Raw genomic sequence first — 1,687 nt, 5'->3', positions numbered from 1 at the left:
GGCGGTTTCTAGGGGTCGTTGCAACACCTGTTGGTTAGGTGGTTAGTAGTAAATCACGTAGGCGCTCGGCTGGAGTTTTCCAGCCGAGCGTTTTGCGTGGGCGGCCGTTGAGTTCCTGGGCGACGTGTTCGAGGTCCTCGGGTCCGAAGACAGACAGATCGGCGCCTTTGGGGAAGTACTGGCGCAGCAGGCCGTTGGTATTCTCGTTCGAGCCGCGTTGCCACGGGCTTGCGGGGTCGCAGAAGTAGACCTGCATGTCGGTGGCGAGAGTGAAGGATTTGTGGGCAGCCATTTCCGATCCCTGGTCCCAGGTCAGGGATCCCCGAAGGTGCGCCGGAAGAGTGGCCATGGTTTTGATGAGGCCGTCACGGACGGTTGAGGCAGAGTGGTCCTTTGGCAGGTGGACGAGCATTAGGTAACGGGTGGTGCGCTCGACCAGGGTCGCGATCGCGGACTGGTTGTGGGCGCCAGTGATGAGGTCCCCCTCCCAGTGCCCCGGTATGGCGCGGTCCTCGATCTCGGGCGGACGCTCGGAAATCATGATCATGGGGTCGGTGAACCTGGGAGTGCGCTGATCACCGGTGGCATGGGGTTTTCGCCGGGTCCGGCCGGTCCGCAGAGCTGCTTGCACCTCACGTTTAAGTCCGCCTCTGGCTTGGAGGTAAAGGGCCTGGTAAATCGTCTCTGGGCTCACGCGCATCTCCGGGTTGTCGGGGAACTCTTCGACCAGCGTGTGGCTGATCTGTTCCGGAGACCAGCGTAGGAGCAGCTTGTCCTTCACGTACTTACGCAGGTCCGACTCGCCCGCGAGTTTGGCTGTCTTGGGCCGGGCCCGCCGGGCAGTTGCCTTCCGATGTGCACCGTGGGGAAGGTAGCCCATCCGCGGATCGGTGTTTCGGGCCAACTCGCGGCTGACTGTTGAGGGCGATCTGCCGAGGGCGTGGGCGACCGCCCGCACCGAGGATCCGGCGGCCTGCAGGTCCCGGATAAGTTCCCGTTCCTTGACGTTGAGGTACCGCGGGTGGATAGGTTTCTCCAGCGCGGCCACCGGGACCTGGACCGTTTCTGTTGTGCCGGCGGCAGAGGTCATAGTGATCACACCACGTTTGTAGTCGACCACCCGGCCATCCGGGTAAATGCGTCGCCCGCCGGACTTCCGGATTCCCTGGTCCCACTCCTCAGCGGTCCGTAAATGAATACCAACTGCCGCGGCAGCTTTCCGTCGGCTCACGCCGGCGTTGCGCAGCCGGGAGAACTCGTCCCTTCCAGGGTGTGGACCTGTCCCCGGCTTTCCCTGACCCTTCAGCCCGGCTTTCCGCACCCACGCGGCGCACGTATTGGGATTCAGCCCGAGTTCCTTTGCAGCCTCAGTGGTGCTCTTAAGACGGTCGAACACGGCGAAGAACTGCTCTTTCTGCCTAGCCGTGTACTTCCGGTGCACCGACTGCTTCCGTACTTTGCCCCGGGGCAAACCAGCCTTGCGGATCCATTGGTGACAGGTCATCACATTGAAACCGAGTTCCCTCGCGGCGGCACTGACATTCTGAACCCGATCGAGGGCCGCAAAGAACTGATCCTTCTGCTCCTGCGAATATCTCCGCCGCCCAGCGGGCTTCTCCCTTAAAGACGACACGGTCGTTGCAACTCCCAAAAATTCTGGGTGTTGCAACGACCGCTAGAACCCGCC

Annotated in this window: 1 protein-coding gene; it reads right to left on the bottom strand. The window is 62.2% G+C overall.

Annotation, left to right across the window (positions count from 1 at the left end):
- Window positions 1-34: 34 nt before the first annotated feature.
- Window positions 35-1,231: an IS30 family transposase gene (locus QRN07_RS19655; protein WP_285241976.1), complete on the bottom strand. Its 1,197-nt coding sequence runs from the start codon at window positions 1,229-1,231 to the stop codon at window positions 35-37.
- Between the last annotated feature and the right edge of the window lie 456 nt (window positions 1,232-1,687).

Origin of the sequence: Pseudarthrobacter sp. MEB009, from assembly GCF_030208875.1 — a bacterium.
Lineage (GTDB): Bacteria > Actinomycetota > Actinomycetes > Actinomycetales > Micrococcaceae > Arthrobacter.
The sequence above is the reverse complement of the archived record's forward strand: the minus strand, read 5'-3'. Positions and strand labels throughout refer to the sequence as shown.